Annotated in this window: 27 protein-coding genes; 5 read left to right on the top strand and 22 right to left on the bottom strand. The window is 62.3% G+C overall.

Annotated features, from left to right (window positions below):
• The first annotated feature begins 24 nt into the window (after positions 1-24).
• A complete protein-coding gene (pdeM, locus tag ACR0NB_RS00795) occupies positions 25-687 on the top strand; it encodes a ligase-associated DNA damage response endonuclease PdeM (protein ID WP_170358170.1) in 663 nt (220 codons plus the stop codon).
• A gap of 12 nt (positions 688-699) precedes the next feature.
• Here pdeM and ACR0NB_RS00790 read toward each other — a convergent pair whose 3' ends face one another.
• From ACR0NB_RS00790 to ruvC, 18 genes are all read right to left on the bottom strand, one after another.
• A complete protein-coding gene (locus ACR0NB_RS00790; protein WP_480774705.1) occupies positions 700-1,293 on the bottom strand; it encodes a LytTR family DNA-binding domain-containing protein in 594 nt (197 codons plus the stop codon).
• A gap of 349 nt (positions 1,294-1,642) precedes the next feature.
• Complete coding sequence (gene folD, locus ACR0NB_RS00785; RefSeq protein WP_480753781.1) at positions 1,643-2,533, bottom strand: bifunctional methylenetetrahydrofolate dehydrogenase/methenyltetrahydrofolate cyclohydrolase FolD; 891 nt, start codon at positions 2,531-2,533, stop codon at positions 1,643-1,645.
• Between the two features lie 53 nt (positions 2,534-2,586).
• The gene (locus ACR0NB_RS00780; protein WP_170435317.1) at positions 2,587-2,892 is read right to left on the bottom strand and encodes a chorismate mutase; all 306 of its coding nucleotides are present in this window, start codon (positions 2,890-2,892) and stop codon (positions 2,587-2,589) included.
• A 57-nt stretch (positions 2,893-2,949) separates the two neighbouring features.
• Positions 2,950-4,626 carry a formate--tetrahydrofolate ligase gene (locus tag ACR0NB_RS00775; protein WP_480774704.1) on the bottom strand — a complete coding sequence of 559 codons (1,677 nt, stop codon included), beginning with the start codon at positions 4,624-4,626 and terminating at the stop codon, positions 2,950-2,952.
• Positions 4,627-4,770: 144 nt separating this feature from the next.
• Positions 4,771-5,367 carry an MOSC domain-containing protein gene (locus ACR0NB_RS00770; RefSeq protein ID WP_480774703.1) on the bottom strand — a complete coding sequence of 199 codons (597 nt, stop codon included), beginning with the start codon at positions 5,365-5,367 and terminating at the stop codon, positions 4,771-4,773.
• Between the two features lie 107 nt (positions 5,368-5,474).
• The gene (ftsH, locus tag ACR0NB_RS00765; protein WP_093962771.1) at positions 5,475-7,391 is read right to left on the bottom strand and encodes an ATP-dependent zinc metalloprotease FtsH; all 1,917 of its coding nucleotides are present in this window, start codon (positions 7,389-7,391) and stop codon (positions 5,475-5,477) included.
• A gap of 76 nt (positions 7,392-7,467) precedes the next feature.
• Entirely contained in the window at positions 7,468-8,721 is a 1,254-nt protein-coding gene (gene tilS / locus ACR0NB_RS00760) for a tRNA lysidine(34) synthetase TilS (protein WP_480774702.1), read from the bottom strand.
• Positions 8,718-9,548 (bottom strand): tol-pal system protein YbgF, encoded by an 831-nt coding sequence (gene ybgF, locus ACR0NB_RS00755; protein WP_480774701.1) that lies wholly within the window; start codon positions 9,546-9,548, stop codon positions 8,718-8,720. The genes tilS and ybgF overlap by 4 nt, the downstream gene beginning before the upstream one ends.
• 4 nt (positions 9,549-9,552) lie before the next feature.
• Positions 9,553-10,056 carry a peptidoglycan-associated lipoprotein Pal gene (gene pal, locus ACR0NB_RS00750; RefSeq protein ID WP_093962774.1) on the bottom strand — a complete coding sequence of 168 codons (504 nt, stop codon included), beginning with the start codon at positions 10,054-10,056 and terminating at the stop codon, positions 9,553-9,555.
• Between the two features lie 87 nt (positions 10,057-10,143).
• Positions 10,144-11,463, bottom strand: coding sequence for a Tol-Pal system beta propeller repeat protein TolB (gene tolB, locus ACR0NB_RS00745; protein ID WP_093962775.1), 1,320 nt, complete (start codon positions 11,461-11,463; stop codon positions 10,144-10,146).
• Entirely contained in the window at positions 11,460-12,551 is a 1,092-nt protein-coding gene (locus tag ACR0NB_RS00740) for an energy transducer TonB (RefSeq protein ID WP_480774700.1), read from the bottom strand. The genes tolB and ACR0NB_RS00740 overlap by 4 nt, the downstream gene beginning before the upstream one ends.
• A gap of 9 nt (positions 12,552-12,560) precedes the next feature.
• Complete coding sequence (tolR, locus tag ACR0NB_RS00735) at positions 12,561-13,037, bottom strand: protein TolR (protein ID WP_170362911.1); 477 nt, start codon at positions 13,035-13,037, stop codon at positions 12,561-12,563.
• A gap of 1 nt (position 13,038) precedes the next feature.
• On the bottom strand, positions 13,039-13,734 hold the full coding sequence (tolQ, locus tag ACR0NB_RS00730; protein ID WP_093962778.1) for a protein TolQ: 696 nt from the start codon (positions 13,732-13,734) through the stop codon (positions 13,039-13,041).
• 108 nt (positions 13,735-13,842) lie between these two features.
• On the bottom strand, positions 13,843-14,226 hold the full coding sequence (gene ybgC / locus ACR0NB_RS00725; protein ID WP_093962779.1) for a tol-pal system-associated acyl-CoA thioesterase: 384 nt from the start codon (positions 14,224-14,226) through the stop codon (positions 13,843-13,845).
• Complete coding sequence (locus tag ACR0NB_RS00720; protein ID WP_170368835.1) at positions 14,223-14,846, bottom strand: hypothetical protein; 624 nt, start codon at positions 14,844-14,846, stop codon at positions 14,223-14,225. Before ACR0NB_RS00720 ends, ybgC begins: the two co-directional genes overlap by 4 nt.
• Before the next feature lie 62 nt (positions 14,847-14,908).
• On the bottom strand, positions 14,909-15,928 hold the full coding sequence (gene ruvB / locus ACR0NB_RS00715) for a Holliday junction branch migration DNA helicase RuvB (protein WP_480774699.1): 1,020 nt from the start codon (positions 15,926-15,928) through the stop codon (positions 14,909-14,911).
• Positions 15,929-15,932: 4 nt separating this feature from the next.
• Positions 15,933-16,604 (bottom strand): Holliday junction branch migration protein RuvA, encoded by a 672-nt coding sequence (gene ruvA, locus ACR0NB_RS00710; RefSeq protein ID WP_170358156.1) that lies wholly within the window; start codon positions 16,602-16,604, stop codon positions 15,933-15,935.
• Positions 16,601-17,098: a crossover junction endodeoxyribonuclease RuvC gene (gene ruvC / locus ACR0NB_RS00705; protein WP_149775764.1), complete on the bottom strand. Its 498-nt coding sequence runs from the start codon at positions 17,096-17,098 to the stop codon at positions 16,601-16,603. The genes ruvA and ruvC overlap by 4 nt, the downstream gene beginning before the upstream one ends.
• A 333-nt stretch (positions 17,099-17,431) precedes the next feature.
• Between ruvC and ACR0NB_RS00700 the strand changes: the two genes are divergently transcribed.
• Positions 17,432-17,653, top strand: a complete 222-nt coding sequence (locus ACR0NB_RS00700; RefSeq protein WP_093962786.1) for a DUF1127 domain-containing protein — start codon at positions 17,432-17,434, stop codon at positions 17,651-17,653.
• Between the two features lie 106 nt (positions 17,654-17,759).
• Here the strand turns inward: ACR0NB_RS00700 and ACR0NB_RS00695 are convergent, their stop codons facing one another.
• From ACR0NB_RS00695 to ACR0NB_RS00680, 4 genes are all read right to left on the bottom strand, one after another.
• Positions 17,760-18,104, bottom strand: a complete 345-nt coding sequence (locus tag ACR0NB_RS00695) for a hypothetical protein (RefSeq protein ID WP_093962787.1) — start codon at positions 18,102-18,104, stop codon at positions 17,760-17,762.
• 98 nt (positions 18,105-18,202) lie between these two features.
• Positions 18,203-19,081 carry a 50S ribosomal protein L11 methyltransferase gene (locus tag ACR0NB_RS00690; RefSeq protein ID WP_480774698.1) on the bottom strand — a complete coding sequence of 293 codons (879 nt, stop codon included), beginning with the start codon at positions 19,079-19,081 and terminating at the stop codon, positions 18,203-18,205.
• 68 nt (positions 19,082-19,149) lie between these two features.
• Complete coding sequence (locus tag ACR0NB_RS00685; RefSeq protein WP_480774697.1) at positions 19,150-20,382, bottom strand: MFS transporter; 1,233 nt, start codon at positions 20,380-20,382, stop codon at positions 19,150-19,152.
• A 77-nt stretch (positions 20,383-20,459) separates the two neighbouring features.
• Entirely contained in the window at positions 20,460-22,655 is a 2,196-nt protein-coding gene (locus tag ACR0NB_RS00680) for a primosomal protein N' (RefSeq protein ID WP_480774696.1), read from the bottom strand.
• Between the two features lie 91 nt (positions 22,656-22,746).
• Here ACR0NB_RS00680 and fsa point away from each other — a divergent pair, with 91 nt between their 5' ends.
• The 3 genes from fsa to ACR0NB_RS00665 all read left to right on the top strand — a co-directional run bounded on the left by fsa (position 22,747) and on the right by ACR0NB_RS00665 (position 25,230).
• The gene (fsa, locus tag ACR0NB_RS00675; protein ID WP_480774695.1) at positions 22,747-23,400 is read left to right on the top strand and encodes a fructose-6-phosphate aldolase; all 654 of its coding nucleotides are present in this window, start codon (positions 22,747-22,749) and stop codon (positions 23,398-23,400) included.
• A 205-nt stretch (positions 23,401-23,605) separates the two neighbouring features.
• The gene (locus tag ACR0NB_RS00670) at positions 23,606-24,313 is read left to right on the top strand and encodes a DUF484 family protein (protein ID WP_260063407.1); all 708 of its coding nucleotides are present in this window, start codon (positions 23,606-23,608) and stop codon (positions 24,311-24,313) included.
• Complete coding sequence (locus ACR0NB_RS00665) at positions 24,310-25,230, top strand: tyrosine recombinase XerC (protein ID WP_480774694.1); 921 nt, start codon at positions 24,310-24,312, stop codon at positions 25,228-25,230. The genes ACR0NB_RS00670 and ACR0NB_RS00665 overlap by 4 nt, the downstream gene beginning before the upstream one ends.
• Positions 25,231-25,280: the final 50 nt, after the last annotated feature.

Here is a 25,280-nt window from a genome sequence, read left to right as displayed (position 1 = left end):
GCCCTGACAGGCAAAGAACGGACCATGAACAGCCTTGAATTTTCGTTTGCGGGTGCCCGGCTGCACGCCATGGGATCGGGCGCACTTTGGTGGCCGGCGCACGATCTTCTGTGTGTTTCGGACCTGCACTTGGGCAAGTCATCTCGGATCGTTCGGCGGGGCGGACCGGCCCTTCCCCCTTATGACAACCGAGAGACACTGTCCCGGCTGGCCGCCGATCTGGACACGACCGGCGCCAAGACGGTGGTATGCTTGGGGGACAGTTTCGATGATCTCGAAGCCTCGGAAACGCTGAGCGATGCAGATCGGCTCGAGATTTCTGCGCTGCAGGCCGGGCGGCTGTGGATCTGGATAGAGGGCAACCATGATCCGGGTCCCGTCGCGCTGAGCGGCACCCATCTGGCCGAGTGGAGCCAAGACGTGCTGGTCTTCCGCCATATAGCGGAACCCGACGCGCAAGGCGAAGTTTCAGGGCATTTTCACCCCAAGGTCCGGCTCAATGCGCCGGGCCGCATGATCTCGCGCCCGGCATTTTTGCTTGACCGGTGTCGGGTGATCATGCCGGCTTATGGGACATATACTGGAGGGCTGCGCAGCTCGGATACCGCGTTGTCTCAGTTGATGCAGCCGGACGCCCGTGCCATTCTGACGGGCCCGCAGCCACAGCTGACGGTGATGCCGCGTTAGCCGACAGCTGGTTCAGATCACACCGTCTTCTTCGAGTTTGGGTTTGTATTTGCGGCTGACGGGAACCAGATCATCGTTCCGAAGGCGCAGGTAGGTTTTGCCGTTGTTTTTCTGGATTTCCAGAATGGCCGCGTCCGTAACCCAATGGGATCTGTGGGTACAATGGCCCGAAATTGGCTCCATCTCAGCAATCGCATCAGTAAAGCGCGACCGGATCGTATAGGTTCCGCTGGTGGTCACCACATCAACGTAGTGATCCCGGACCGCTAGCCGCAGGATATCACCACGGAACCCATCCGGTAGGCGGCTCACCAAACGGGGTTGGGTTGCTTCGATGACCTCGTCATTTTCAGGCGGGGCTTCGCCTTTGCTGACCAGAACCAGACCTGTGCTAAACAGCGCACCGTAGGTGCCAACCGCCAGCAAACCGGGGGCATCGTGGCCGCTGGCAGCGCACAGGATCCACGTCAGGATCCACAACGCAGGCGTGAACAATACAAGGATCACCAAGGCAAACGCCACGTCTCGGACCGTCAGTCCGACATGGTCCAGACGATCCTTCACCAACTGCCGAGACCCCCACGTTGCCACAACCGCCAGAATCATCACTCCTGCCCAGAACGCCAGACGTACGGAGAAGGGTAGATCCATTTCTCGGAACGGTGGAAAAGTATAGGCGAGCAACGGGACGAACAGAATACCGGCGACCACCCTCTGAGGCGTGCATTCTGCAATGAATGGGCTCAGTTTTGACAACATATCAAAATCAATGAGCAGCCTTTCGGGACCCAGCCCTTGTCCCTCAGACGCCCACTTATTCACTTCGTAACCGGCTGGAAACTCAAGCTTATCACGAAATGTCAGACAATCAAACACGTTTGCGGCGTGCTAGTGGGGGTCGTTTCATCCCCACGTTGGCCCCGGGGCGGACGCTCCGCCCCAGGGCCGCCAGTGGTCAGGCCGTCAGGCCTTCGGGCTCGGGCAGGCCGTTCGACCGGCAACAGGCCGTCAGAGTGTTGGCCAACAGGCAGGCGATGGTCATCGGGCCAACACCACCGGGAACCGGTGTAATAGCGCCTGCGCGCTCGGCCGCGCTTGCATAGTCCACGTCGCCGACCAGCTTGGTTTTTCCATCACGCTCGATCCGGTTGATGCCAACGTCGATGACGGAGGCACCCTCCTTGATCCAGTCGCCAGGTACCATCTCGGGGCGGCCCACCGCGGCCACGACGATATCGGCGCGACGGACGACATCGGGCAAGTCTTTGGTACGGCTGTGCGCGATGGTCACGGTGCAGCTGTCGCCCAGCAGCAATTGCGCCATCGGCTTGCCCACGATGTTCGACCGGCCGATTACCACCGCATCCATCCCGGACAACGATCCATGATGATCGCGCAGCATCATCAGGCAGCCCAACGGCGTGCAGGGGACCATGGATTTCTGACCGGTGCCCAACAGACCAACGTTCGAGATGTGGAACCCGTCGACATCCTTGGCCGGGTCGATCGAGTTGATCACCAGGTCCTCATTCAGATGTTTGGGCAGCGGAAGCTGGACCAGAATGCCATGCACCGCGGGGTCGTTGTTCAGCTTCTCGATCAAGGCCAGCAGATCTGCCTCGGACGTGTCGGCATCCAGCTTGTGCTCGTATGAGTTCATGCCCACTTCGACAGTCATCTTGCCCTTGGAGCGGACATAGACCTGGCTGGCCGGATCTTCGCCGACCAGGACCACTGCCAGACCGGGGGTGATTCCGTTTTCTTCCTTGAGTTTTGCAACCTGATCGGCGACTTGCGCGCGGACCTTGGCCGCAAAGGCCTTGCCGTCGATGACTTGAGCTACCATCCTTTGATCCCTTCTTTCAAAAAGCGGATCGGGCGCGAAGGGCGCCCGGTCATTCAGTCAGGGCCGAGCACGTTCTCCTCGCGCGCAATCGACCAATCAATCAAGATGCGCCAAAGCCTTTCGGCCAGATCGGGGTCCATGCCCACCTCAACCGAGTTTGAACGCACCTTTTGCACCACATCCTCGACACGCTCGGGAATTCGGGCCGGCAGGCCCTCGCCCGGTTTCAATTCGGACGCGCGATCGATGTAGGTTGCGCGCGTCGCCAACAGTTCGATCAGTTGGCGGTCCAGCTTGTCGATCTGAACCCGCAATTCCTGCATGGAATGACAGTCCTGCGGCAGTGTCAGAGTGGGCATCGCAATCTCCTCATGGCCCGGGGATTCCCCGGACCACGAGATGTCTTATTCAGCGGCTTAGAACAAGCCCTCGATCTGCCCTTCGTCGTTGAGGCGGATTGTCTCAGCCGCCGGTTTGCGGGGCAGACCGGGCATGGTCATGATCTCGCCGCAGACCACCACGATAAAGCCGGCACCCGCTGACAGGCGCACCTCGCGCACCGGAACCGAATGGCCGGTAGGCGCGCCGCGCAGCGACGGATCGGTCGAGAAGGAATACTGGGTCTTAGCCATGCAGACCGGCAGGTTGCCGTATCCGGCGGCTTCCCATTCCTTCAGCTGGTTGCGGATCTTGGCATCGGCCAACACCTCGTCAGCGCGATAGATGCGCTTGGCGATGGTCTCGATCTTCTCGAACAGGGACATTTCGTCAGGGTAGATCGGCGCAAAATTCGCGGTACCGGCATCAGCCAGTTCAACGACTTTTTTTGCCAGGTCTGCAGATCCTTCCGAGCCCAGTTCCCAATGCCGCGACAACACCGCCTCAACCCCATGCTCGGCGCAATAGTCCTTGACCGCCTGAACCTCGGCATCGGTATCGGTGACGAAGTGGTTGATCGCGACGACGACCGGCACGCCGAACGATTTCACGTTTTCGATGTGGCGGCCCAGGTTGGCACAGCCCGACTTTACCGCGTCGACGTTTTCCGCGCCCAGATCGGCCTTGGCCACGCCGCCATTCATCTTCATCGCGCGAACCGTTGCAACCAGCACCACGGCCGACGGCGCAATGCCTGCCTTGCGGCATTTGATGTTCATGAACTTCTCGGCGCCAAGATCGGCCCCAAAACCGGCCTCGGTCACGACATAGTCGGCCACCTTCAGAGCGGTCTTGGTCGCAATGACCGAGTTGCAGCCATGCGCGATGTTGGCAAACGGGCCGCCATGCACGAAGGCCGGGTTGTTTTCCAGCGTCTGCACCAGGTTGGGCTGCATCGCGTCTTTCAGAAGAACGGTCATCGCACCTTCGGCTTTGATGTCGCGGCAGTAAACCGGGGTCTTGTCGCGGCGGTAGGCAACGATGATGTCACCCAGACGCTTTTCCAGATCCTTCAGGTCGTTGGCCAGGCACAGGATCGCCATGACCTCGGACGCAACGGTGATGTCGAAACCTGCTTCACGCGGGAAACCGTTCGACACGCCCCCCAAAGAGGCCGTGATCTGGCGCAGGGCGCGGTCGTTCATGTCGACGACCCGGCGCCAAACGACGCGGCGGGTATCGATTTCCAGTTCGTTGCCCCAATAGATATGGTTGTCGATCATCGCCGACAGCAGCGAGTGGGCCGAGGTGATGGCGTGGAAGTCACCGGTGAAGTGCAGGTTCATCTCTTCCATCGGAACGACCTGCGCGTAGCCGCCGCCCGCGGCACCACCCTTCATGCCGAAGTTCGGACCAAGCGAGGCCTCGCGGATACAGATCATCGCATTCTTGCCGATCCGGTTCAGGCCATCACCCAAACCGACGGTTGTGGTGGTCTTGCCCTCGCCCGCAGGCGTCGGGTTGATTGCAGTCACAAGGATCAGCTTGCCATCTTCGCGACCCTGGACCGAGTTGATGAAATTCTGGCTTACCTTGGCCTTGTCATGGCCATAGGGCAGCAGGTCGTCGCTCGAGATGCCGATTTTTGCACCAATCTCCTGGATTGGCTTCTTGTTCGCCTCGCGAGCGATTTCAATGTCGGATTTGTAGCTCATTGGGCAAGATCCCTGATTGAATTCCGTGCAAAACCGACGCCGCGCGTCGGTGCTGTCAAATCCATACCGTTGTGTACGGTTTGAATGGATGTGGATTCCGACATTTTCAGGCCGCGAAACGGCGTAGGCCTTGTTCGGACGTATCTAATCGGAAACCACCGTCTGTTTTGGATCCCATGCGCGCTGATCGGGGACGTAAAGGGTCAGACTGTCTCCGAGCCTCAGAAGTCCCAGCCGTTCGACCCAAGCGGTCACCCCGCGCCGGCCCTGTGCGGCCGGTTTGAACCGGGCGCCGTGCCCCGGTGACTCTGCTTCGATTTCCCGTCCGGGCAGGACACAAGGGCGGTTCTCCATATCGACCGTCAGGGTCAATCCCGTATCCGCCTGCAGCCGTGACGAGGGCGGAACATGCGTGAAATCCGGAATGCCCTCGACAACGATACTTGCACCCAAAAGGGCCGGATCCAGCCGGTCCACGCCAATGTCAGAAGCAATGGCCGCCATTTCCTCGGCAGCCAGGATCGTCAACTGTCGCACGTTACGGATTTCGGTGCCTTCCGGGTACAGGTTCTTGACCCGCACGCAGGATGGTCGATTGAGCCCTTCATGACGCGCGCCAATGTCGCCCGAGAACCCAAGGTCGAGCTGCGGCACCGGCTGAGCCCGCAGGGATTGCCCGGCGGGAACGTGGCCCAACCAGACGACCCGGGCCTTGAATTCGGTTTCACGCAGGACAGGCATGCCATTTCCTTTCGACAGCGGATCAAAGTTCGCTGCAGCCTAACGCTCGCTGCCCTGATGGAAAGGCCGAAAAGAAAAGACCCGGCTCTGGGGCCGGGTCTGTTGTATCATGCCGAAGGTTCAGGCTCCATCCCGCCCTCGGGCGGGGTCTTCTTGACCTTGGTCTTGGGAATCGCCGTCACGCTCGCGGCATTGCCGTGATCGGACTTGTCGCTTTCGTCGTCACTCTCATTCGGCGGTTCGCCATTCATGACGCGCTTGATTTCGTCACCCGTCAGAGTTTCGTATTCAAGCAGACCCTGAGCCAGACGCTCCCATTCTTCCTTATGTTCGGTCAGGATCTGATGGGCGCGGTCATATCCCTGCTGGATCAGCCGTTTGACCTCTTCCTCGATCAGTTCCTTGGTATGGGCCGAAACCGAGAACCCGGCCGTGTTGCCCTGATAGCCCTCATGCGCCTCGGCATAGTCGATGTTGCCGACCTTGTCGGACATGCCCCAACGCATCACCATGGCCCGCGCCAATTGGCTGGCCTGCATGATGTCGCCGGCCGGGCCGTTCGAGACGTGGTCTTCACCGTATTTGATGACCTCGGCCGCCTTGCCCGCCATGGTCATGGCCAGCTTCTGCTCACATTCGTCCCTGTGATAGTTCAGCTGGTCCATTTCAGGCAGGCTTACCACCATGCCCAGCGCGCCGCCGCGCGGGATGATCGTGGCCTTGTAGACCGGATCGCACAACGGCAGGGTCATGCCGACCACGGCATGGCCGGCCTCGTGATAGGCGGTCTTTTCCTTCTGGTCCTGGGTCAGCACCATCGAGCGGCGCTCGGCCCCCATCATCACCTTGTCCTTGGCGTTCTCGAAGTCTTCCATGGTGACAAAGCGCCGACCGACACGTGCGGCCATCAGCGCGGCTTCGTTCACAAGGTTGGCAAGGTCAGCCCCCGAGAAGCCGGGTGTGCCGCGCGCGATGATGCGCAGATCGACATCCGGACCCAAAGGCGTCTTGCGGGCGTGAACGCCAAGAATCTTTTCGCGACCTTTGATGTCCGGGTTGCCGACGGTCACCTGACGGTCAAAGCGGCCCGGGCGCAGCAGCGCCGGGTCGAGCACGTCCTTGCGGTTGGTTGCAGCCAGGATGATGACGCCCTCGTTTGCCTCGAACCCGTCCATCTCGACCAGAAGCTGGTTCAAGGTCTGTTCGCGTTCGTCGTTGCCCCCGCCATATCCGGCACCACGATGGCGGCCCACGGCGTCGATCTCGTCGATGAAGACGATGCAGGGCGCGTTCTTCTTGGCCTGTTCGAACATGTCGCGCACGCGGGACGCACCCACACCGACGAACATTTCCACGAAGTCCGAACCCGAGATGGTGAAGAACGGCACGCCGGCCTCACCCGCAATCGCGCGGGCCAGCAGCGTCTTACCAGTACCCGGAGGGCCAACCAGCAGCGCACCTTTCGGGATCTTGCCGCCAAGGCGCGAGAATTTCTGCGGGTTGCGCAGGAATTCGACGATCTCTTCCAGCTCTTCCTTGGCCTCGTCGATGCCCGCCACGTCGTCAAAGGTGACGCGGCCGTGCTTTTCGGTCAGCATCTTGGCCTTGGACTTGCCAAAGCCCATGGCACCGCCTTTGCCACCGCCCTGCATCCGGTTCATGAAATAGACCCAGACACCGATCAACAGCAGGAACGGCAGCAGCGTGATCAGGAAAGACTGGAAACCCGATTGCTGTTGCTTTTCCGCCCGCACGGGGATGTCTTTCTCGATCAGCAGCTTGGTGACTTCGGCATCACCGGGCTTGATCGTGACGAAATTCCCGCCGGAACTGGTTGTGTAACGGATCTGCTCACCATCCAGCGTCACGCCTTTTACGTCGCCTGCTTCAACGGCGCTTACGAAATCCGAATAGGTTTTTTCATTGCTCTGGAGGGTTCCTCCCGGTCCGCTGAACAGATTGAACAGTGCAAGGATCAACAGGAAGAGAACGACCCAGAAGGCTATATTGCGAGCGTTGCCCAAGAAAATTCTCCCAAAAGACATCGGCAGATGAGGCGCTGCCAGGTTGCCTCTTAAAATAGAGATGATTGAAGCAGGTTCAATGCGATAAAAAAGAAGCCGAAAACTCGGGGAATTTCGGGTTCATTTCAAACGACCATCCGTTCAAAAAACCGGCAAATGGCGCGGACACGATTTGGTCGCCCAGCCAAACGGCGGGCGTGGCCATCAGCACCATGCGCGGCACCCCTGTCGCGCGCCAGTCGGGTACTTGTGGCAACCCGGTCTCGCCAAGCGCACGGATCTGTGCTCCGGGCGTGTCCGGCCCTGTCGCGATCCAACGCCCATCCCAGAGTTCGGCCGGTCGGGCCACGCATGCCGAAACGGCGGTCAGCTCTCTGCAAAACCACGAACTATTCCCGTCCGTCAGGATTTGACAACCGCTCAGCGTCGACGAACGTCCCGCAATAACGGCCTGTACGACCTGCTCGACTTTGCTTTGCCGCGGCGGGTACCCCGGACCCGTGATCCGCTGGAGGATCCCGACAACAAGCCGGCGCTGTATTTCTTCAGGCAGCGCGCCAAAACCGGCGCGATCCACACGCACCGCACAGGTTTTCTCTTTCGCAACACGGCGGGCGGATTCCTGCGCAAAATGCTCAAGCGCCCGGTTCGCACGCCCGAGGTTCGCGGCAACGCGGGACAAACTTTCAGCCGTGATCCCCAAGCCGGACAGATGGCCCAACGCCTCGCGGGCCTTGATCCGGTCAAAGCGCAAGTCCTGATTCGAAGGGTCTTCGATCCATCGCACCCCCTCAGCCTGTAGGTAGTCCCGCAAGGCGGTGCGCATTTCGCCCAGCAAAGGTCGCCAAAGCGTGACACCCTCCAGTTCGCGCGCGAAAGACATGGCCGACAATCCGCGCACGCCAGCGGCGCGCCCGAGACGCATCAACACGGTTTCCGCCTGATCATCTGCGGTATGGCCCAGAACGACCGCAGGAATGTCCTGCGACACCGCCCAGTCCCGCAGCAGGCCGTAGCGCGCCTGCCGTGCCTGATCCTGCAGGTTTCCCGACCGGTCCCATCCCGTCCATTTCAGAGTGACATGGGACACGCCCAAATGTGCGCATGTCTCGGAAACACTGGCGGCCTCGGCGGCCGCATCCGGCCTCAGGCCGTGGTCGACAGTGGCCGCAAACAGCCGAACATCTTCATCCCGGGCGATCCGGACCAAAAGATGCAGCAATGCAAGCGAGTCGCTTCCACCGGACACGGCCACGCCCAGTCGCGACGGAAGCGTTTCGGGCAACAGTGCCCTGACGCGCTTCGGAAGGGTGTCGGCTGGTGAGCTCAAGAACAGCTCAGCGACGCCATTTCCTCGGTTGCCGTGGCCACAAAGGCGGACGACGGGAACCGGACGCCGACTTCTCCAAGCGTGATACAAGCCTGGTCAACCTGGCCCAACCGGCCCAATGCTGCCCCAAGTTCGTACAACGCCTCGGGGGCCACCGGCCCTTCGGAATCGCCAGTAAAGCTGGCAAGGAAAGCCCGGGCCGCTTCGCGGGTATCACCCAGCCCTTCCAGGGCCTGCCCTCGCCTCAGGTTGGCTTCGGGGGCCAGCGGGCTGCCGGGATACGCGCTGTCAAATTGCGCAAAAAGATCGGCCGCCGTCTGGAAATCTCCGTCCGCAAGGGCTTGCGTCGCGGCATCAAAATCGGCTTGTTCACCTACGGCTAGTTCGACCTGGTCGCCGTCGGCGGCCTCGCCGGGCGTCGTCACCGGAGTTGTGATGGCCGCTGTGTCGCTATCTCCACCCAATGTCGGTGTGTCTTCGCCGGTGAACTCGCAACCGGGTTCCAGTTCGCAGAGACGGAATTCCAGATCTCCGATCCGGTTGGTTCCGTCCGTCACGACATTCTGAACACGCTGATTCAGCTGCTCGGTCTGCCGGGTCAGCCTCTGCAACTCGGCCTCGATGGCGTCAACGCGTTCCAGAATCGAACTGCCGGACAGGTTCGGCGCGGGCGAGCCTGTCGTGGAAAACTCGCGCTTGAGCCGTTGGATTTCGACATGCAGCACCGTCAGTTCCTGGCGAATATCGGCCAGAGTCTGCTGATCCTGCGCTTGCGCGCCGCTGGCAAGGGTCAAAGCCGCCGCCAGAACCAATCCCGCAATTCTCATCCTGTTACCCCGTTGTGGAACCGGTCAGCACGGTGACCGCGCGGCGGTTCTTGGAATAGCATTCCTCGGTGCTACAGATTTCGATCGGGCGCTCCTTGCCATAGCTGATCGTCTGCAGACGGTTTCCGGCCACACCGCGGGAAATCAGGTATTCCCGCGCGGCATTTGCCCTGCGGGCGCCCAGCGCAAGGTTGTATTCCCGCGTGCCCTGTTCATCCGCGTGACCTTCGATCGTGGCGACGTAGTCGGTATTGGCCAACAGCCACTGGGCCTGCCCCTGAAGGATCGTCTGCGCCTCGGGCGAGAGCGTGGACTGATCCACGGCAAACAGGACCCGGTCACCGATCGCCTGCTGGAAATAGGCGGGCGAACGTGGGTCGCTGGGAGAACCCGGGACGATTGCGCCGTTGCCGCCGGCACCACCGCCCAAAGCCGAGGGATCGTTGTTGGTACATGCGGCCACCAGCGCCAGCGCGCCCAGAGCCGCAAACTTGCTCAATACGTTCATTTCTGTTGCCTCTTGTCCCGTTTGTTTATTGACGTCTGTCTATCACAGCCAGCCTGCCTTGTGAACTTCGGCGCGACCGGCGGTCTCTTAATTCAACAGTGGCCCCCAGGACGGGTCACTGCCACCGTCCGGGGTGCGTACGGGGCGCAGGTTTCGGCCCGAAATGTCGACCGAGTACAGGGTCGAACGCCCGCTGGCGCCCTGGGTTTCCCGCGCAAACATTATGACCCGGCCATTGGGCGACCATGTGGGCCCCTCGTCCAGGAACGAGGCGGTCAACAGCCGCTCCTCGCTACCGTCCAGTCGCATCACGCCGATATGGAACCGGCCCTTGTTCTGCTTGGTAAAGGCCACCAGATCTCCGCGTGGTGACCAGACGGGCGTCCCATAGCGCCCTTGGCCAAAGCTGATGCGGGTTGCCTCACCGCCATTTGCCGGCATGATATACAACTGAGGGCTGCCTGACCGGTCGCTCTCGAAGACGATCCGCGATCCGTCAGGCGAATAGCTGGGCGCGGTTTCAATTGCGGGCGTATTGGTCAGGCGCACGCTTTGCCCGGATGCCAGATCCATTTTCCACAGATCCGTATTGCCGCCCTGCGTCAGCGAGTAGACGATCGAGCGGCCATCAGGCGAAAAGCGCGGCGAGAAACTCATCGTACCTTCCTGAGTCTGCAATTCCTGCCGCTTGACCCGGCCAACATCCAGAACGTAAATCCGTGGCCGGCCGCTTTCATAGCTGGTGTAGAGCAGCCGATCGCCCGTTGGCGAAAAGCGCGGGGCCAGAACGATCGCGGCACTGTCGGTCAGGTACTGAACATTCGCCCCGTCATAGTCCATGATGGCCAGCCGCTTGCGGCGCTGATCCTTTGGGCCGGTTTCCGAGACAAAAGCCACGCGGCTGTCGAAATAGCCTCCCTCACCGGTAATGCGGCTGTAGACCTGATCAGCCACCTTGTGCGCCATTCGGCGCCAGCCCTCGGTTGTACCAGCAAATTGCAGGCCGTTGCCCAATTCCTGACCCGAGAATACATCCCAGACCCGGAACCGGACGGACAGGGTATTGCCCGAGACATTCACCGCGCCGGTGACCAGCGCATCGGCATTGATCGCCTTCCAATCCGCAAATTGGACCGGCGCTTCGAAACTGCTGACACGGCTGATGAATGCATCCGGCGAAATCTCACGGAACAGGCCGGTTCCGGTCAGGTCCTCGGCGATGACGCGGCTGATGTCAGCCGCAAACTGGCTGGCCGCCGGACTGTCCGGTACAAAGCTGGGCACCGCAAATGGCAAAGGTTCGATAATGCCTTCATCCAATTCCAGCCGAAGTGGGCCGGTTTGCGCAGACACGGGGGCCGACAGAAGGGTCAGGCCAACGAAGAGGCTGGTCAGAAGTTTCATCATTTGATCCGCATCCTCTCGGGATTGAAGGTGATCTCAATATCCTTCCAATGCTCGTATTTGTCAGCAGGAAGGTCATATCCTTTTGCTCCACAGCGCAAAATCGCACGCCGGGCGGCCTCGTATGCCTGTTTTGCGGCCCCGTCCGAGCCACCGGAGCTGTCCAGAAGCTGCAGGCTGCCGGGAACGATCGAGCCGTCGCGGTTCAGCGAGAAACCGACCACCACAACGGTCTTGAGCGCATCGGTCGACAACGAGCCCACGTTCCAGCACCGCGAAACAGCCAGACGCATCGCATCCTTTTCACCGCCGGTGAGAGGCGGACCGGACGGCTCGGACGCCCCGCCCAAGGCCTCGGCCAGCGCGTCATTGATCGCGGCCTCGTCGGGTTCCGCAGCCTGTTCGACAGGCTCGGCGGTCGCGGTCTGTTCGGTTTCCGCGGGCTTGGGCCGATTGGGCCGAACCCGGGGACGCGGCGAGCTTTGTGGCGACAGGTCCTTGGCCTCTTCCGCCTCGGTCACGATCTGGTCCGTGGCTTCCTCGGGCGCGGTCTGGTCTTGCTGCTCCTGCTGGATCTCAGCCCCTTCATCCAGCGAAACCGCCGGTGTTTCGATATCGTCCGGCTTTGCATCCAGTGGCGGCGGAGCGATGGGTTCGGGGGCCACCTTGTCCGCCGGGCGGGGCTGGGACTCGGGCAGCGCCGGCAAAACCGCAACCTCGGGTTCCGGTTCATCCAGTACCGGAGGCTGCTCGATCACGTCGGGTTCGGGTGGAGTCACAACTGCCTCGGGTTGCGGCTCGGGCTCCGGTTCAGGTGGCGTGACCGGCTCGGGGCGCGGCTGTTCTTCGGCAGACGGCCCCGGCACTTCGGGTGCCGGAGGTTGCACGATCGGGTCTTCCAGTGCGTTTGGGGGCGTCGGAACTTCGGGCGCATCGCTTTGCGCCGTCAGGGCAGCGAATTGCTCAGCCGAAACCACCGACACCTCCTGCACTGCAAAAGGCAGCGGCTCGGATCGGAACGTGCCGCCGAACAGGGCCCATCCGATCAATGTCACATGGGCAATCGCCGAAATCTTGGTGCCGGTATCCACCGCGCAGCCTCACTCTCCGCCCGCGTCCAGCGCCGGCCCGCCAGTATCGGTGACAAGGCCCACATTCGAAAACCCGCCGGCATTCAACGCACCCATGACCTGCATGACCTGCGCATAAGGAATGGCGCCATCGGCCCGCAGGTAGACGCGGTCGCTGCTGCGCTCGGCAGCAATGGCGCGCAGCTTACCGATCAACTCGTCGCGGGACACCTCGGTGGTCTGTATCTGAACCCGCCCGTCGGCTGTCAGCGTGACGGTCAACGGTTCCTCGTTGTCGCCGGGCAGAGCGCTGGCGGCGGTTTTGGGTAGATCAACCTCGACCCCCACGGTCATCAGCGGAGCCGCGACCATGAAGATGATCAGCAGCACCAGCATCACGTCGACAAAGGGTGTGACGTTGATTTCACCCATCGGCTGCGCACGCCCGCGCCGCCGTCCTCGGCGTCGTCCGTTGCCGCCAGACGATTGCTGGATCGCCGCACCCATGTCAGCTGTCCAACTGGCGGGACAGAATGGTTGCGAATTCGTCGGCAAAAGCCTCGTACCCGCCAACGATGCGATCGCTGTCCGCGCTAAGTTTGTTGTAGAAGATTACGGCCGGAATTGCGGCCAGCAGGCCAAGACCGGTCGCCAGCAAAGCTTCGGCGATTCCCGGCGCCACGACGGCCAGGTTTGTGTTCTGCTGTTCGGCGATTTCGATGAAGGCGTTCATGATGCCCCAAACCGTACCGAACAGGCCGATGAACGGCGCAGTCGAACCCACGGTCGCAAGGATCGAAAGCCCCTTTTGCAAGCCTTCGGCCTCTTTTGCGATGGCCACATCCATCGAACGATCGATCCGGGCCTGCGCGCCAGCTATGAGTCCACCGTCGGCGCGGTGCGAGCGGCGCCACTCGATCATGCCGGCCGCGAAGATCTTTTCGGAACTTCCATCCGGCTGCGTTCCGATCTGTTCAAACAGCTCGTCCAGCGGGTTGCCCGACCAGAACGCCTCGTCGAACACCTGCGCTTCGCGTCGCGCGCTGCGATAGGTGATGAGCTTTTGAATGATGATCGACCATGACCAGAAGGATGCGACCACAAGGATCAGCATCACCACTTTCACGATGAATGTCGCACGGGCGAACAGCCCCCACATGGAGAAATCGATCTCCTGCGCCAGCGCCAGCGTTTCAGCTTCCATGAACCTGCTCTTTGTTTTGCCTGACAGCCGTTGATTGGCCTTGTTTTGCCAAACGCTAGCGTAGTTAGGGGCAAATTGCCAACAGAACCACAGGGGCTGAGCAAATTGTTACAGCAATGCGCGAATCTCTGCCGGGAGCCGGATCGGCCGGCCATCCTGATTGACGCAAACGGCCGTCACGGTCGCGCGGAAGACTTCGGTCTCGCCGCGCCGGATGAGTTGAGCCATGGTCAGTCGCACGCCGGAAATCGCGACGACCTCGGTTTCGACCAGCAACTCGTCGTCGAACCGCGCAGACGCCAGATAGTCGGCCTCGACCCTCCGCACGACCCAGATGATACCAGCCTCGCGCATTGCGTTCTGGTCATTGCCCAGGTTGCGCACCCAATCCGACCGGGCGCGCTCGATATAGCGCAGATAGTTGGCGTGATAGACCACGCCCCCCATGTCGGTGTCCTCGTAGTAGACGCGGACGGGAAAGACATGCTTCATTGCGTCGGCTCCATGCGTGCGAACAGCCGCAGCGCATGGGACGGGTCCCGCGCCACCGCCGGCAAAACCGGATCATAGGCTGCACGGATCAGCGCGGCAATGTCGGGCCGCAGGATCGTCGTGTCTCCCGCCACGGCCAGGGGCGAGCGCTCTCGGAAGGCTGTATCCGACCACAAAAGAATGGTCTGAACGACCTGCGACAACGCCAGCGTTTCGGCCGAAACTTTCGACAGTTCACTGTCCATCCTCACAAAGACAAACGCAGCACGGATCGCGCCGTCCGGATCGAACCTGAAGGCTCGATACTGGTTGGCTCCGCCAGCATCGAGCCGCTCGACCAGTGGCGCGAGGTCCGGGATCAGCCGGTCAAGGTCAGGCACCTCAAGCAGCTCGGCCCAATCGCGAAAAAAGAACACCATGCAGTTGGCGCCCAACTCGGGGTCCGTCTCGGCCATCTTGTGGCCGGCCAGTGCAACCACCGCCTCGAACGCGCCTTTGACCGTTGCTAGCGTCTTGTCTTCCACTCCAAATACGATCGGCACGATGGGCCGTCCCCAACGCGCAAACAGGAACGCACCATCGGATCGGGTAAACAGCGCCTGGATCTCTTCGGGGGTCACGCCCTGCCCTTCGTCTTTGGAAAATTCTCTCGCCCCAGCCTTAAAGTCTGAGGTCGGCGGCTTCAACCAAACAGGTCGCTCTGTCCCTTGGGCGCAGGCATGCCGAGATGCGTCCAGGCCTTCTGCGCCAGCATCCGGCCGCGCGGCGTGCGTTGGATCAGGCCTTGTTGCAGCAGATAGGGCTCGATCACTTCCTCCAGCGAGTCGCGGCTTTCGGACAGGGCGGCCGACAGGGTCTCGATCCCCACCGGACCTCCGCCATAATTCTCGGCGATCAGTTTCAGATAGCGGCGGTCGGCCCCGTCCAGACCCAGATTGTCAACGCCCAACCGTGTCAGCGCGCCATCGGCCAGCTCGCGCGTGATGCGACCGTCGCCCTCGACGATGGCGAAATCCACGACCCGCCGCAGCAGCCGCCCGGCGATACGGGGGGTGCCCCGCGACCGGCGCGCGATCTCGCGCGCCCCGTCGTCATCGGCCGGCGCGCCCAGCTTGCGGGCGTTGCGGGTGACGATCTCGTGCAATTCTTCCACGGTGTAGAATTGCAGCCGGGTGGGAATGCCGAACCGGTCGCGCAGCGGCGTGGTCAGCAGGCCCATCCGCGTGGTCGCCCCGACCAGGGTAAAGGGCTGCAGCTCGATCCGCACGGTGCGGGCCGCGGGCCCCTCGCCGATCACCAGATCCAGCTCGAAATCCTCCATCGCCGGATACAGCACCTCTTCGACTGCCGGATTCAGGCGGTGAATCTCGTCGATGAACAGCACGTCGCGCTCTTCAAGGTTGGTCAGGATCGCCGCGAGATCCCCGGCCTTGGCCAGAACCGGCCCCGAGGTCATGCGGAAGTTCACCCCAAGCTCGCGCGCCATGATCTGCGCCAGCGTCGTCTTGCCCAAGCCCGGAGGGCCGTGGAACAGCGTGTGGTCCATCGCCTCGTTCCGCTGGCGGGCCGACTGGATGAAGATGCGCAGATTGGCCCGCGCCTCGGCCTGGCCGATGAAGTCGTCCAGCCCCTGCGGGCGCAAGGCACGGTCGTTGTCCTCGGGCAGAGGCTGCGGGCGCAGGGTCGGGTCGGCATCAACCATTCATTCAGCCTTTCGGAGCCAGCAGTTTCAACGCCGCGCGGATCAATTCGGCCTCGCCGGCATCGGGCAGGTTGGCGGCGGCCTCGGCCACGGCCGATGCGGCCTCGGACGGGCCATAGCCCAGGTTCGACAGCGCCGACAAAGCACCCGCCGACGCCGCACCCGCACCGGGTTTCGAGGCCCGCACCCGGACCGGCGCTGGGTCTGCGGGTTCAACCACCTCGGCCACGGGGCCGTCCATCGCCTCGGTCACCGTGCCGCCCATCGCCATGACGCCGGGCGCCTTGTCTTTCAGGTCCAGCACGATGCGCTGCGCGGTCTTGGGCCCGACGCCCTTGGCCGCCTTTACCGCGCCCCAATCGCCCAGCGCGATGGCCCGGCTGACCCCGTCCGGCCCCAGCGCGCCCAGAATGGCCAGAGACACCTTGGCCCCCACCCCTTGAACCGAGCAGAGCAGCCGATGCCACTCTTTCTCGACCAAAGACAGAAAGCCATAAAGCTGCATCAGGTCCTCGCGCACCACCAGATCGGTGTACAGCGAGACCGCCTCGCCCACCCCAGGCAGGGCCGCCATGGTGCGGTCCGAGCAATAGACGATGTAGCCGACCCCGCGCACGTCGATCAGAAGGTGATCCGCCGCGCGGTAGTCGATGCGTCCGGTCAGTTTGCCGATCATGTGGCCACCTGCTTGATGCGCGCCTGCGGTGTCGCACCGTAGAACGCATGACAGATCGCGATCGCCAGCGCATCCGCGGCGTCGGCCCCCTTGGGCTGGCATCCCGGCAGTTGAAGTTTGACCATGTGCAGAATCTGTTCCTTCTCGGCGTGCCCCACGCCCACCACGGTTTTCTTGACCCGGTTGGGCGCGTATTCGCCCACCGGCAACCCAGCCTGCGCCAAGGTCAGCAACGCCACTCCGCGCGCCTGACCCAGCTTCAGCGTCCCGGCGCCGTCCTTGTTGACGAAGGTCTGTTCGATGGCTGCTTGGTCGGGCTGATGTTCGGCGATCACCTCGACGATCTGGTTGTGCAGCGACAAAAGCCGCTCGCCCAGATCATCCCCGTCGGATTTGCACAGGCCGTTGGCAACATGGCTCAGTCGGCTGCCATGTGATTCGATGACGCCCCATCCCAGGGTGCGCAGCCCCGGATCAATGCCCAGAATTCGCATGTTGTGCCTCGGCCTGCTCGGGTTTTCATTGTCTTTTCTCTCGATTAGCACGAAGCGTGAACATTTTCCAATAAAATTGATCCGACGCCCAAATGCGACACGCCTGTCCCGTCCGCGACAGTTCGGACGCATTGCGACCCCAAAAAGTCTGAAACCGACACATTCCCAAAGCAGTTTTCACCAATAATTTAAGGGACTTTCATCATTTTCGAAGCATTGCAAAAACTGCATAGGACACATGCAGTTTCAGCACTTGCAAGGTCAATCCGACATCACTAACTGGCCCGAGAATTCGACATTCAAACGTCAACACTGAACAGAAGGAAGCAGGATATGGCTGCAATTGACACAACCCGCGCCTCGATTGGCTCGTTTGGCCTTGTCGGCCGTATCGGCGCCTTTCTGGCATCCGTCGTGAACGCCGTTGTCGCCTGGAACGACGCACGCGTGACGCGCAACGCATTGAACGGTCTGAGCAACCGTGAACTGGAAGATATCGGCCTGTGCCGCGGTGACATCGACGAAGTCGCTGCGGGCCGCCGCCGTCTGTACTGAAACCACCCACTCTCGCCCCTATCCTCCCTCGGGGCAGCACAGAAACACCGCGGACCGAAAGGTACGCGGTGTTTTTGTCTTTTGAAGGCTCTTTAGGAGAGAGAGTTCAGTAGAGAATCTTGTTCAGCTGTGTCGAAAGGGCCTGCGACAATGGATCGATCTGCATGATCCACGCGCCCGCCTGTTCAACCGATGTCCCTTCGTTCAGGGCATCCACCCGATATTGGTATCCGGTCGGACCGAGATTGGACAGCAGGAACGCTTTGAAAGCAAAAAATCCGCACAGGCACAGCAACAGAACCTTGGCCGGAACCGCCGAGCGTACCCGCTGGGGTTTCATGACGACCAGACCATCTTTGCGCATGGTCGCGCGATAGCCACGGCTCATCTTGTTGTGTTTCTTTGTCAGCCGATGAACGCGCTGATCGAATTCAAGTTGTTTTCCTGTCATGGCAGCCTCCAAAAACCGCCCCCCAAATTCATTGGATGACGGTAGAAAGAGAATGCGTCAAAACCGTGGCAAAAATCCACAAAACTCCTGCAAATGGTCTAATTTGCGCCCTGTTTGGTTAAGACTAGCGTCGTCCATTCACCAATCATTGACCGATCCATCGTATTGAACCCGTTTCGTGAATAAACTGATTCCACTTCGTCGGCCTGCTCGTTGAGGATTCCCGACAGGATCGCATGTCCGCCTCCGCGCAGATTCTGCGCGATTTCCGGGGCAAGGGCCACCAACGGTCCCTTCAGAATGTTGGCGAAAATCAGATCGTAAGGCGCCGCCGCCTGGAGGTCAGGATGGTCAAATCCGGCAGCCTCGACACAACGGACGGCCCCGGCCATGCCGTTGGCCTTCAGGTTGGCCTCGGCTACGTCGACGGCGACCTGATCAATGTCGCTGGCCAGAATGTCACCGTCCCAGACCCGCGCCGCCGCCATCGCCAAAACCGCCGTACCGCAGCCGATATCGGCGACCTTGCTGGCCTCGAACCCAGTCTCAATCAGCTTGTCCAGCGCCCGCAGACACCCCAGCGTCGTTCCGTGGTGCCCAGTGCCAAAGGCCATCGCCGCCTCGATCAGCAGCGGAATACGCCCCTCGGGCAGCTTGTCGGCGTCGTGGCTGCCATAGACGAAAAACCGCCCGGCCTCGACCGGAGCCAGCTCGCGCCGGACATGGGCAACCCAATCGGTTTCCGGCAACTCCGACACCACGAAGGGCTTGGCCTCGAAGGCCGCCGCCAGCAGGGCCAGGGCGGCCTCGTCGGGGCTTTCGGTGAAATAGCCGCCGACCTCCCACAGGCCCGAGCCGTCCTCGACCTCGAAGACACCCACGCCGGTGGGTTCGGGCTCCAGACGCTCCATCGCTTCGCCCAGGCTGTCGGCCGCGGCTTTGCCTTTCAGGGTGGTCAGGGCGGTGAATGTGGGCATGGGAACCTCCTGCAGAAACCGCCTTTGCGCCTAGGGCCGTCAGCCGCCGAGGTCAAGCGTCGCGCGTGTCATTCGGCCGGTGCGGGCGCGTATTTCGAAAAGATGGTCTCGTTCCCCGGTTCGGGGTGGCGCGGGATCAGAAGCGACAGCGCCAGAGAGATCAGCGCCATACCCGCCGCCAGGCCGAACACCGTCCCCGGCGACACGACCCACAGCAGCCCCAGAAGCGCCGGCAGAAACACTGCCGCGATGTGGTTGATGGTAAAGGCCACTGCCGCGGTGGGGGCAATATCGGCCGGATCGGCGATTTTCTGGAAATAGGTCTTGAGCGCCAGAGCCAGCGCGAACAGCACGTGGTCGATGACGTAGAGAATGGCCGCCAGCAGCACGCCCCAGCCAAACCAGTAGATGCCGCCATACGCCGCAAATACGATGGCAAGGCCCAGATACTCGAAGATCAGAGTACGCCGCTCGCCAAACACCGCGACGGCCTTGCCCAGCAAAGGGGCGGCGGCCATGTTGATTATCAGGTTGATGAGGTACAGGCTGGTCAAGTGATGCACTTCGAAGCCGAAGCGCTCGACCATCATGAACCCGGCGAACACGACAAAGATCTGCCGCCGCGCGCCCGCCATGAACTGCAGCGCGTAATACAGCCAGTAGCGGCGGCGCAGCACGATCTTCTTGGTCTGCGGTGTCGGCGCATCGAATTGCGGATAGGCGATCAGGCAGAACAGTGCGAGTACCGCGGTCAGCCCACCAGCCGCCATGAAGACCGTGTTGTAGGACAGATCGAACCGATCCCACGTCAGCACGATCAGCCCATAGACTACCAGCGTCGAGGCCGACCCCATCGCCACCAGCCAGCCCAGCACCTGCGGGGCGCGGTCCTTGGGCAGCCATTGCAGCTGAAGCGACTGATTCACCGTTTCGTAATAATGAAACCCGATCGAGCTGAACAGGGTCACGAACAGCAGCCCGCCGAGGCTGGGAAACCAGGCCGTCACCGCCGTGGCGACGCCCAGCAGCATCAGCGAAATCATGGCCAGCACCTGCTCGCGCACGAAAATTATCACCGCGATCACGCCCACGGCCAGAAAGCCCGGGATTTCTCGCACCGTGTGTAGCAGGCCGATGTCTGCCCCGTCGAAATCCGCGACTTCGATCACGAAGTTGTTCAGCAGTGCGCTCCATGCGTTGAAGGCGATCGGCATGGTCAGCGCCATCACGAACAGCAACGTGACGGGGCGGCGCCAGAACGGCAGGCTCTGGGCCTGGGACAGGGGCATCGGTTTCAGCATGAGAGTTCTCTACGCCCAATCCGCCCGGCTGGCGAGAGGAAATCCCCCGTGCACATGGGGTCTGCGCTGATGCAGAGTCAGTAGAAGCTCTGCGGGTCGATATCGACGGTCAGGCGGATGTCGCCCTTCAGGCGCAGAGGTGCGATCCAGCGGGCGATGGCGTCCTGGATCGGTGCCCCCTTGGGCGCCTTGACCAGCAGCCTTACCCGGTGCCGCCCGCGGATACGGGCAATCGGTGCCGGGGCAGGCCCAAAGACCTGTGCCCCGATCTGCCGCAGCGGCGCGTCATTGCGCGCCAATACGTTGCCGATGTCAAAGACGGGCCCGACCTCGGGGCCGGACAACACGATCCCCGCCATCCGGCCGTAAGGCGGCACCCCGGCCGCTTGCCGCCCGGCGGCCTCGGCCCGCCAGAACCCTTCCTCGTCCCCAGACAGGATCGCGCGGATCACCGGGTGTTCGGGCTGAAAGGTCTGCAGCAGCGCCGTCCCCGGCTTGTCGGCCCGCCCGGCCCGGCCCGCCACCTGCCGCATCAGCTGAAAGGTCCGCTCGGCCGCGCGCAGATCGGACCCGTGCAGGCCCAGATCCGAGTCGATCACCCCGACCAGCGTCAGGTTCGGGAAATTGTGCCCCTTGGCCACCAGCTGCGTGCCGATGACGATATCTGCGTCGCCCTCGGCGATCTCTTCGATCTTGGCCTTCAGCGCCCGGGCCGAGCCGAACAGGTCGGAACTGAGCATGGCGATACGGGCGTCGGGAAAGGTCGCCTCGGCCTCTTCGGCCAGACGTTCAATGCCGGGACCGACCGGGGCCAGCTTGCCCTCGACCCCGCAGGCGGGGCAGGCCTCGGGCATGGGCTTGGTCTCGCCGCACTGGTGGCACATCAAGCGCTTGAGGAACCGGTGCTCGACCATGCGCGCATCGCAGTGGTCGCAGGCGATCTGTTCGCCGCAGGCCCGGCACAGCGTCACCGGCGCATATCCCCGGCGGTTGATGAACAGCAGCGACTGTTCGCCCTTCTCGATGCGCGCCTGCACCGCCTGGCGCAGGCTGGGGGAAATCCAGGTTCCCGGCTGCATCTTCTCGGCGCGCATGTCGATGGTCTTCATGTCTGGCAGCACCGCCGCCCCATAGCGCGAGGTCAGGTCCAGCCGGTCGTACTTGCCGGCCTCGGCATTGGCCCAGCTTTCCAGCGAGGGCGTGGCACTGGCCAAGATCACCCGCGACCCGCAGATCGCCGCCCGCAGCACCGCCATGTCGCGCGCATTGTAATGCACGCCGTCTTCCTGCTTGTACGAGGTGTCGTGTTCCTCATCCACCACGATCAGGCCCAGATCGCGGAACGGTAGGAACAGCGCCGACCGCGCGCCCACCACCATCTGTGCATCGCCCTGCCCGACCATGCGCCAGACCCGGCGGCGTTCAGTCATCGTGGCACCGGAATGCCACTCGGCCGGGCGCGCGCCGAACCGCTCCTCGACCCGTGTCAGAAACTCGGCGGTCAGGGCAATCTCGGGCAGCAGCACCAGCGCCTGCCGGCCCATGCGCAGTGCTTCGGCCACCGCTTCAAGGTAAACCTCGGTCTTGCCCGACCCGGTCACGCCCTTCAGCAGCGTGGTGCCGTAGGTTCCGCTGCGCAGTGCGGCCCGCAGCGTGTCTGCGGCAGCGGTCTGGTCTGGGGTCAGCGCCTTGCCCGGCCGGTCCGGATCCAGCGTCGGATAAGGTAGGTCGCGCGGGCTGTCTTCCTCGCGCACGGCGCCCTGCTTGACCAACCCTTTGACGACCGATGAGGTGACCCCAGCCATCTCGGCCAGTTCCTTCAGGGTGAAGGCCAGCCCGCCATAGTCACGCAGCACCTCCAGCACCCGGGCCCGGGCATCGGTCATGCGGTCGGGCGTGCCGCTGCCCAGCCGATAGATCTTGCGCATCGACAGCGGGTCGCCCAGCCCGGGCGCGCGGGTGGCCAGCCGCAGCATCGCCGGCATCGGCGTCAGCGTGTAGTCGGCCGCGCGCTGCAGGAACAGGCGCATCTCTTCGCGCATGGGCGCCACGTCCAGTACCCGGATGACCGAGCGGATCTTGCTGCGGTCGAAATCACCGCGCCCCGCACCCCAAACCACGCCCAGAACCTTGCGCGGGCCCAGCGGCACCTCGACGAAGGCCCCCAGGAAACACCCCCCCTCGGGCGCCTTGTAATCCAACGTCCGGTCCAGTGGCTGGGTCGTCAGAACCGCCACCAGCTCACCTTGGTCGAAATGCACCGGGTCGCTCAATGCGCGCCTTTCTTCAGCAGGGGTTTCAGCACGGGTCTCTTTGAGGTAAAGGCATCCGCGAGCAAGGCCAACCCATCAAAGGACTGCCCCGATGAAATTCTTCGTAGACACAGCCGAAATCGACGCCATCGCCGAGTTGAACGACCTGGGCATGGTGGACGGTGTCACCACCAACCCCTCGCTGATCCTGAAATCGGGTCGCGACATTCTGGAGGTGACCAAGGAAATCTGCGACCTAGTCGATGGCCCGGTGTCCGCCGAAGTCGTCGCCACCGAAGCCGAGGACATGATCGCCGAAGGCCGCAAGCTGGCGCAGGTCGCACCGAACATCGCCGTCAAGGTGCCGCTGACCTGGGCCGGCCTGAAAACCTGCAAGACGCTCAGCGACGAAGGCCAGATGGTCAACGTCACCCTGTGCTTCTCGGTCAATCAGGCGCTTCTGGCGGCCAAGGCAGGCGCGACCTTCATCTCACCCTTCATCGGGCGTCTGGACGACATCAACCTCGACGGCATGGACCTGATCGCCGACATCCGCCAGGTCTATGACAATTACGGGTTCGAAACCGAGATCCTCGCTGCCTCGATCCGCAGCGTGAACCATGTGGCCGACAGCGCCCGCATTGGCGCCGACGTGATCACCGCCCCGCCTGCCGTGATCAAGAAGCTGGCTGATCACCCGCTGACCGACAAGGGGCTCGAGGCCTTCCTGTCAGATTGGGCCAAGACCGGTCAGAAGATTCTGTGATCCATTGATCCCAAGTACAACCGCGCGGCCCCGACTAGGGCCGCGCCTGGCCCAACTGCAGGGGGCTTGATCTTTGATCAAATGCCTGCAGGCGGGAGCCACGCCCTCACACACGGCGCCTAATCCACCTAAGCGTGCATTTTTCCCAAGGCATTTCCGGGCACCCGTGCTATAACGCCCCCAACAAAAAAAGACCGGACAGGATATGAGCAGCAATCCCAAACTCGAGGACAACCTCCGCGCCGCGATTCTGGCCGAGCCGGACGCCGTGCTGGACGACAAGGATCTGATGCAGGCGCTGGTCGCCGCGAACGAACGCGCCCGCGGAGACAACATCATCGACCTGCGCGGCATCGCCATGCAACGGCTCGAGGCGCGGCTGGACCGGCTGGAGGACACTCACCGCTCGGTCATCGCAGCTGCCTACGAGAACCTCGCCGGAACCAACCAGGTTCACCGCGCCATCCTGCGCCTTCTTGAGCCGACGGAATTCGAGGATTTCCTGCGCGTGCTGGGTACGGAAGTTGCCGAAATCCTCCGCGTCGACCGCATCACGCTGGTCCTGGAAACAACGATGGTCCAGCAGGACCCAAGCATCGACCGGCTGGACGGTGTTCTGGCCGTGGCGGAACCGGGTTTCGTGCATTCCTACATGGAAAACGCACCGAACCACCCCGCGCGCGAGGTTGTCCTGCGCGAAATTCGCCAGCCCAACCGCAGAGTGCACGGGGATCAGCTGGACCAACTGCAATCTGAGGCGTGTATGCAGCTGGATCTCGGCAAAGGGCGTCTGCCGGGCATGATTGTCATGGGGGCGCGCGACCCAAGGCACTTCTCGCCTCAATTGGGCACTGATCTGCTGGCCTTTTTTGCAGGCGTATTCGAACGGTCGATGCGCCACTGGCTGTCGTGAGCCTGATCTCTCCAGCCTGCCGCGATGCGTTGCAGTTGTGGCTGGAGGGGTTGACCGCTTTGGCGGGCCGTTCGGAAAACACCATCAATGCCTATCGCGGGGATGTCTCGGATTTCCTGTCTTTCATGACTTTGCATCACAGCGAACGGCAGGGGCTGGCGGCGCTCGAGCGCATCACCGTTTCGGACATGCGGGCTTGGATGGCACAGCAACGCGAATCCGGCGTCGGCGCGCGGTCATTGGCGCGAAAATTGTCCGCCGTCAAAAGCTTCTATCGCTGGCTGGCCGAACGCGAGGGATTCGAGCCCACCGCCGTCCTGTCCACCCGCGCCCCGAAATACACCAAGAAACTGCCGCGCCCTCTGGCCGAAGACGCCGCCCGCGCCATGATCGAGACGGTCGAGCTGCAGTCCGGGTCAGATTGGGTTGCCGCCCGCGACGTTGCCGTCGTGACCCTGCTGTATGGCTGCGGCCTTCGCATTTCCGAAGCCCTGTCCCTGACCGGCGCGGATGCCCCCCTGCCCAACACGCTGAGAATTGTCGGCAAGGGTGACAAGGAAAGGATTGTTCCGGTCATCCCCGCCGCGCGCCAAGCGGTCGACCGATACCTTGAGTTGTGCCCACATCCCCATAGCCCGACCGCCCCATTGTTCCGCGGCGTACGAGGCAAAGCCCTGAGTCCGCGGGCAATTCAGGGCGTCATGGCCAAAGCGCGCATGCAGCTGGGTCTTCCGGCAACGGCCACTCCACACGCGATGCGGCACAGCTTTGCCACCCATCTTCTGTCGGCCGGCGGAGACCTCCGGGCCATTCAGGAACTGCTGGGTCACGCGTCCCTTTCGACCACCCAGGCCTATACAGCGGTCGACACCGCGCGCCTCATGGAGGTGTACAACCGCGCGCACCCCAAAGCCTGAGACGCGGCGGAATTGCAGCAACCAAATTTCGGTGCTGATACCGCTGGCTT

The sequence above is a fragment of the Ruegeria sp. CG3 genome (assembly GCF_056537205.1).
The sequence above is the reverse complement of the archived record's forward strand: the minus strand, read 5'-3'. Positions and strand labels throughout refer to the sequence as shown.